This window comes from Sphingopyxis sp. GC21, assembly GCF_025727575.1.
In the GTDB taxonomy this organism is placed as follows: domain Bacteria; phylum Pseudomonadota; class Alphaproteobacteria; order Sphingomonadales; family Sphingomonadaceae; genus Sphingopyxis; species Sphingopyxis terrae_A.
The window spans coordinates 3,292,652-3,300,000 of sequence record NZ_CP095845.1; the positions used below are offsets into that span (position 1 = coordinate 3,292,652).

General features: G+C 59.9%; 3 protein-coding genes, 1 tRNA gene and 2 rRNA genes (1 of these 6 cut by a window edge). 2 read left to right on the forward strand and 4 right to left on the reverse strand.

All coding sequences use genetic code 11. From position 1 onward, the window contains the following. Positions 1-20: 20 nt before the first annotated feature. Positions 21-2,915 carry a TonB-dependent receptor gene (locus tag MU856_RS15865; RefSeq protein ID WP_263587906.1) on the reverse strand — a complete coding sequence of 965 codons (2,895 nt, stop codon included), beginning with the start codon at positions 2,913-2,915 and terminating at the stop codon, positions 21-23. 155 nt (positions 2,916-3,070) lie between these two features. Between MU856_RS15865 and MU856_RS15870 the strand changes: the two genes are divergently transcribed. Together MU856_RS15870 and MU856_RS15875 are read left to right on the forward strand one after the other, a co-directional pair. Beyond that, the gene (locus MU856_RS15870; protein ID WP_062901469.1) at positions 3,071-4,237 is read left to right on the forward strand and encodes a CapA family protein; all 1,167 of its coding nucleotides are present in this window, start codon (positions 3,071-3,073) and stop codon (positions 4,235-4,237) included. Between the two features lie 158 nt (positions 4,238-4,395). After that, the gene (locus tag MU856_RS15875; protein WP_202988438.1) at positions 4,396-5,436 is read left to right on the forward strand and encodes a hypothetical protein; all 1,041 of its coding nucleotides are present in this window, start codon (positions 4,396-4,398) and stop codon (positions 5,434-5,436) included. A 159-nt stretch (positions 5,437-5,595) separates the two neighbouring features. On the opposite strand, the gene MU856_RS15880 is transcribed toward MU856_RS15875, so the two are convergent. The 3 genes from MU856_RS15880 to MU856_RS15890 form a co-directional block, all read right to left on the reverse strand. Further along, positions 5,596-5,672, reverse strand: a tRNA-Met gene (locus MU856_RS15880). A 111-nt stretch (positions 5,673-5,783) separates the two neighbouring features. Beyond that, positions 5,784-5,898: ribosomal RNA gene (gene rrf / locus MU856_RS15885) — 5S ribosomal RNA — on the reverse strand. A gap of 116 nt (positions 5,899-6,014) precedes the next feature. Next, a 23S ribosomal RNA gene (locus MU856_RS15890) occupies positions 6,015-7,349 on the reverse strand (it continues 1,457 nt past the right edge of the window).

Consider the following 7,349-nt stretch of genomic DNA (forward strand, 5'->3'; position numbering starts at 1 on the left):
TTCCGGCGCGGCGCATCGGTTTACATCTTCACCGAGAAGCTGGCGTAGAGGAAGCGGCCACGCGCGTCATAGGTGTAGATGTCGTAGTTGATGGGCGCATTGGCGTAAGAAGCAGGCGGCGCCTTGTCGAACAGATTGTTCACGCCGATCGCGAAGCGCGCCGTATCGTCGCCGATGTTGAAGCCGAGTTCGACGTCGGTGTAGATGATCGACCGGGTCCGGTCGTCCTTGACCGCGTTGACCACATCGCTCGTCGGGCCAATGTAGCGCGCGCGCAAGGTCGCATCCACCGTGTCGCCGGTCCAGCCGAGCGACGCCTGCCCCTTCCAGTGCGGATAAGTTGATCGCGGAGCATCGCCGCGGCCGGCGCGCTCGTCGACGATGGGGTCGCCTCCCGCGGGGTTGGGCGCGGTGGTCTTGAACGAATGGAGATAGGACGCATCGACGACCGCCGAGATGCGGCCGATGCTGGTGCTGAAATCATAGCGCAGCGTGGCGTCGACCCCATCGGTGGTGATCGAGTTGAGGTTCTGGGCGCCCTGCAGCAGTTCGAGGATCGCGCCGGTCCCGCTGTCGCGGCTGACGAGGTCGCAGAATATTCCACCGCGAACGGCGCAAAGCTGAAGGATCTGGGTCGCCGACTGCGAGGCGATCGCGTCCTTGATCTTGATCTTGTAGTAATCGACGGTCAGCGACAGGCCGCGCACCGCGCGCGGCGAGATAGCGATGCCTGCGCTGAACGTGTCGGCTGTTTCCGGCTTGAGGCCGGGGTTGCCGCTGATGACGCCCGGGATCAGGCCATTGAGGTTGTAATTGGCCTGGTTATATCCGGTCGGCACGCCGGCGCAGCCTGGCAGGCCGGGGTTCGCAGATGCGCCGCCGTTGCACGGGTCTGTCCCCTGGAAGCTTGTCTGGCGGGCACCCTGATATAGTTCGAGGATCGAAGGCGCGCGAAAGCCCTGCGAGTAAGTGCCGCGGAACAATATGTCCTCGATAGGACGGTAGCCGACGCCTGCCTTCAAGGTAACCTTGTTGCCGACCGTCGAGTAATCCGAATAGCGCCCGGCGAGGCTGAGCTCGAGGCTCTCGGCAAATGGCTGGTTGCGGAAAACCGGAACATTGAGTTCGGCATAGGCTTCATGGAGGTCGTAGCTGCCAACGGTCGCGGTCCGGGTTTGCCCGGTCGTCTTCGCATATTGGGAGGCGAGGTAGAGCGAGGGTGCGTTGACCACCGGATCGGGCGCATCGAAGCCGCGGTTCTGACGATATTCGTACCCCACCGCTAGCGCCACCGGTCCGGCGGGCAGGTCGAACACATTGCCCGTCACGTTGAATGCGGCATTGTAGAGCTCGGTGCGGTTATATTCGCGCGTCGTGAAGCGGATATAGGCCGCCTGTGCGTCCGTCATCGGTGCGAACAGGTTGATCGGCACGCAGCCGGCATTCGCTGCGCAGGTCGCGGGCGAGCCGAGGCCCAAGAACAGATTGTCGTAGTTGATTCCGTTCTCGGCGGTCGTGTGGATGGCATTTTTCGAATAGGATCCGAAGACGTCCCAGCGCCATTCGCCGTCGCCGATCATGAAACTGCCGTCGAGACCTGCCGACACCCGGATCGTTTCAACGTCCTGCAGATTGTTGCGGTTGCCGACGTCGGTCATGACCTTGCGAATGCGCCAGGCGCTGTTCGCAGCGAAGCCGATGGCGTTGGCAGCCGGTACCCCGTTAGCGGTGCCAAACGGATTGAAGGCCTGATTGTTCGGGATCGAAAATCCGCGCACGGTTCCCGATGAGCCGCCGATATCGAGCAGGACTGGCGAGAAGAGCTGGTTCGACTTGCGGCGGTTGTAAACGCCTTCCAGTTTGATCGAAACATTGTCCGAAAGCTCATAGTCGAAGCGGCCGTAAAAGCCGTAACGTTCCGAGGGACCCGCCGAATAGATGCCCTGCGCCTGCGTGTTGTAATAATCGCCTGGCAGCGCGCCGACATGAAACGCATTGTCGGCGAGCGCCCCGGCGCCGATCGTCGCGCCGCTATTGAGGATGATCGGGTTTGAAGAATTGGCAAAGCCGGTCGCGGTGCCGAAATAGGCGTTGTTCGACAGGCCCGGCAGGATGAACAGACCGTTGGGATTGGTGCCAACCGAAGTGGCCGGCACCAGCGTCTGCGTGGTCAGCTCGCGTGCGTCGGTACGGATGGGGCGCGACCGAAAATAGCTGCCCGACAGGATGACCGAGGCACGGTCCCATGTCTTGCCGACGGTCAATTTGCCCCCGAGTTCGGCGCCGTCGCCGTGGCTGGTCACGCCCGCGCGAACCGATCCTCGCAGCCCGTCGAACGGTTGGACGGTCTTGATATTTACCACCCCCGCGATTGCGTCGGCGCCGTAAATGGCGGACGCACCGTCCTTCAGGATTTCAATACCGTCGATCATACCCTGCGGCAGCGTGTTGAGATCGACGAAGTCACGGAAGCCACGCTGGCCGACGCCATCGACCCAGCGGTGCCCGTCAACGAGCACGAGGACCCGGTTGCCGCTGCCCTCGGCGCCGCCCAGATAGCGCAGGTTGATCGAACTGGCGCCGTAGGAGGTTCCCTGCGTGCCGTTGGAATTAAGGCTGACACCTGCCGACGGCAGCTTTTGCAGCAGGTCACCGATCGACGAACTTCCCGACTTGGTGATGTCTTCCGACGTCAATGTCAGAATAGGACCGACCGAGTCTGCATCCTTGCGCCCGATGCGCGACCCGGTGACAATGATCTCGCCGCTGCCAGCTGCATCTGTTGCCGCCTCATCCTCTGCGTCTTGAGCATGAGCGAGCGCAGGCCATGCAAGCGCGGCGAGGCTGATGCCGGCGATGGCAGCAAACCTCGCGGCCTGTCGGCGCCGGATGAAACGAGCGGATGCGATGGTCATATTGTCCCCCCAAATTGCGATTCGGTCACTGGCTTAGGGCCAACTGTTCCCCCAAAAAATATTATGACGGTCGCAAATGCGCTCATACCGAAAGTGCATGACATTGCCCTGCTTTGCGCACGCTTGGTATGGAGTGAAGCGGAGGAACGGTACTCATGTCATCAGCCTACCGGCTCACGCCTACCCGCAGACACCTCATCGGCGCTGGCGTTTCCGTCGTCCTTCTGCCGGTTCTGGCCGGAGCCGGGAAGCGGCCTCTGCGGATCAGCCTGCTCGGCCAATCACTTATCAAAACCGACCTGCGCAAGCTTGGCTGGAGCGAGCTCGAGGCGTTCGGGCACCTGTTCAAAGGGCGCGACGCCGTTTTCACCGATCTTGAAACGGTAATTGCCGGCCCACTCGCAGGGGAATCGACGCGGCCTGCCGATAGCGAGGTGCTGCACGTCGCCGATCCTACGGTTATCGATTGCCTCCTGAAAATCGGGGTCAATATCGTCGCAACGTCGAACAATCACGCCTGGGACCTGGGCAGCGGCGGGATATTGTCGACCATTGACGCGCTGGAGACCCGAAATCTCGTCTATGCCGGAAGCGGCCGCAACCTCGCTGCAGCGAGCGCTCCCGGCTTGTTGCAGGCGCGCGCCCGGGTGGCGCTTGTCGCGGCGGCGGCGGGTGCAATCCGCGATGGTGCGGCTGCCACCGACACAAGGCCGGGCGTCAACGAGCTGCGCCGCGGAGCAGACGGAGCGCTGGTCGGAAGCGACGTCGAACGTTATCTAGCCGCCATCCGCATTGCCGCAGCCAGCGGGGCGACAGTGATTGCCTATCTGCACAGCCATTATTGGGAGCCGCGCAAGTCCGATACGCCGGCTTCGCAGCGCGACCTCGCCCGCCGAGCGATCGATGCCGGCGCCGTCACATTCGTTGCCCACGGCGTGCCTGAATTGCAGGGCATCGAATATTACCGTGGGGCGCCGCTCTTCCACGGCCTCTCGTCCTTTATCTTCCAATCCGAAAAGCCTCACGGCGCCTATGGCCCGGAAGCGTGGCAGTCGGTGATTGCCGAACTTGACGTCATTGATGGCGGCGTAGCCCGTGCAGAGATTATCCCCGTTCAACTCGATGCCGAAGGTGTCGACTACGGGGGGCGGCGGGTGAAGGGTAGCCCGCAGCTTGCCACAGGGCCTTCGGTCGGCGTCATCTGCACGCGCCTCGCTGACCTGAGTGACGCTCTTGGATCCTCTGTCTTTTTCGAGGCCGGTCGGCCGCGAAGCCGTGGCGCAACGGCTGTGAAAATTGTTCCGAAGCTTCCACGGAGCTGACCGCCAGGCAGCGATCGATGCTCTGGAATCCAGTCGGAATTTGGCGGAGCTCGTGGGCGACGACGAGCCTGAGATTAAGATATTCACAACGACATAGAGGCATATTGGGCCTCGATAGCCGTGGCGTTAGTCGGCACCATCACACTCCGGCCTTAAGCATGATCGATCAAAATACTAATCTCGGTTTGGCCGCTCGGTATCTGGTCGACGACCTTCCAGGTGCGCGGCAAGTTGGCGCACGGCTTAATGGGATTCTCTGCAAGATCGAAGCCGGCGAGTCACCCTCGGCAGCAACGCTACAGTTTCTTGCAGAAAGGGGCCTGGAAGCTATTCGCGCTTGCGTGATCAGCCAGCGGGATTGGTCAGAGTTTTCGGAGCAAGCCGAGGCCGAGCGTAGAGAGCGGATCGAACGTGCCGAGCAAAAGGCGGCAGACGACGCAGTGGCCCTTGCGCAGGCTGCGGAAAGCAGAGCCGCGACAGTTAAACAATATTTTGCCGAGCGCGAAAATGACCCTGTATTTCGTCGGCGGCGCGAGTCCAAAGAGCTCCGGAATCGTTTCGGAATCGGAAATGTTGATGCCGATCAGTACCGTCGCATCATGAGGCTGCTTTCGGAGCTTGCTGCCGGGCGGCGGCTCTCACCGAGCGACGTAGCATGGCTGAGAACCGAGGCCGATTATTGCTGGACCGATGCGGTCAGTCACGCATGGCACACTGCCGAAGCGAAAGCCTTCACCGAAGAATGGGAACGAAGCCAAGACCCTTGGACGGCGGTGAATGCCAGCGGCCACTGGCGGAAGGCAGGAGAACCGAGGCGATCGCTAGATCTGACCGCGGCTGCGTTGAAAAGGCCAAATCTGGAATCGAAACTGCGATCAGCGCTCACAACCACGCGCGGTGGAGCGATGCGAGATCTGGCGCGGCACGAAGAGGCGATGGCGCTTGCATTCGAAGCGCATGCGCTGGAACGAAGCAGCTACCGACCATGCACGCTCTTGGGCGCGCTGCATATGGAGGCCGGTAATCTAGCCGCTGGTCACAGCTGGTACGAAAAAGCAGAAGAACTCGGCGCTCCTAGTGAGGCGATTGATGGTGAACTTCGTGCCCTGATGGCTCGATGCGCGCCGGAGGAGCGCGAGCGGATTCGCAGATTCTTGCTGCAGCACGCACCTGACAGGTTTGCTTACCTCGGCCGCTGACCGGCGGTCGTTGGCCGCTTCTCGCGCCGCCTCGGCGTGGTGCTTCCGGATTGTAATGAAATTAAATCCGTCTGCGTAGGGTGTGCTAACCGATGATGCAGAGGCGTGCTTCCAGATTTCCCCCGAGGGGAACTTTATCATGGAAATCAAAGGGGTTACTGGTTGCGGGAGTAGGATTTGAACCTACGACCTTCAGGTTATGAGCCTGACGAGCTACCGGGCTGCTCCATCCCGCGTCAACCAGAGCGCGGCGCCATTTGGGGCCGCAAAAACAGCAAAAGGCCGGCATCGCTGCCGGCCTCTAACTTTGTGAATGGGTTTCTTTTCGACCTTACGCCGGCTGCAATGCCTGGCGACGTCCTACTCTTCCGTGGCTTAAGCCAAAGTACCATCGGCGCTGTCAGGTTTCACGGCCGAGTTCGAGATGGGATCGGGTGGGTCACTGACGCCATGGTCACCAAGCAATGAAGCCGGCGTAGGTCAAAAAGGGTTTCAATCGATGTCCGTGCAATACTGTCTGATCAATCATCCACTTATCGCGGACAATCCTGACAGGATTGTCGTTGATGGTGGGACTCTTCAAGCGCGAATAGAGCAATTAGTATCGGTTAGCTCCATGCGTTACCGCACTTCTACATCCGATCTATCAACGTGGTGGTCTTCCACGGCTCTAAGAAATCTTATCTTGAGGGAGGCTTCCCGCTTAGATGCTTTCAGCGGTTATCCCGTCCATACATAGCTACCCTGCTGCGCGGCTGGCGCCACGACAGGTACACCAGAGGTATGTTCAACCCGGTCCTCTCGTACTAGGGTCAACTCCTCTCAAATTTCGACGCCCACGGCAGATAGGGACCAAACTGTCTCACGACGTTCTGAACCCAGCTCACGTACCACTTTAATTGGCGAACAGCCAAACCCTTGGGACCTGCTCCAGCCCCAGGATGTGATGAGCCGACATCGAGGTGCCAAACGATTCCGTCGATATGAGCTCTTGGGAATCATCAGCCTGTTATCCCCGGCGTACCTTTTATCCGTTGAGCGATGGCCCTTCCACTCGGGACCACCGGATCACTATGACCGACTTTCGTCTCTGCTCGACTCGTCAGTCTCGCAGTCAGGCAGGCTTATGCCATTGCACTCTCGCAGACGGTTTCCAACCGTCCTGAGCCTACCATCGCGCGCCTCCGTTACTCTTTAGGAGGCGACCGCCCCAGTCAAACTACCCGCCACAGAGGGTCCCTGATCCAGTTTCATGGATCGAGGTTAGACATCAGAAAACAACAGGGTGGTATTTCACCTATGGCTCCACGTCAGCTGGCGCCAACGCTTCAAAGCCTCCCACCTATGCTACACAGTTCTTTCCTAATGCCACTCTGAAGCTGCAGTAAAGGTGCACGGGGTCTTTCCGTCTAACCGCGGGTACTCCGCATCTTCACGGAGAATTCAATTTCGCTGAGCATCTCCTGGAGACAGTGGGGAAGTCGTTACGCCATTCGTGCAGGTCGGAACTTACCCGACAAGGAATTTCGCTACCTTAGGACCGTTATAGTTACGGCCGCCGTTTACCTGGGCTTCGTTTCGGAGCTTGCACCCCTCCACTTAACCTTCAGGCACCGGGCAGGCGTCACACCCTATACGTCGTCTTGAAGCCGACTTAGCAGAGTGCTGTGTTTTTGCTAAACAGTCGCTACCCCCTGGCCTGTGCCCCCCACAAATGGTTGCCCAAATGTGGGGCCTCCTTCTTCCGAAGGTACGGAGGCAATTTGCCGAGTTCCTTCAGGAGACTTCTCTCAAGCGCCTTGGTATACTCTACCATCCCACCTGTGTCGGTTTAGGGTACGGTCTATACGGTGGGGCTATTTCCTGGATCTGCTTCGAAGCCTGCCAATCCAATAAGGACAGACAACTTACGC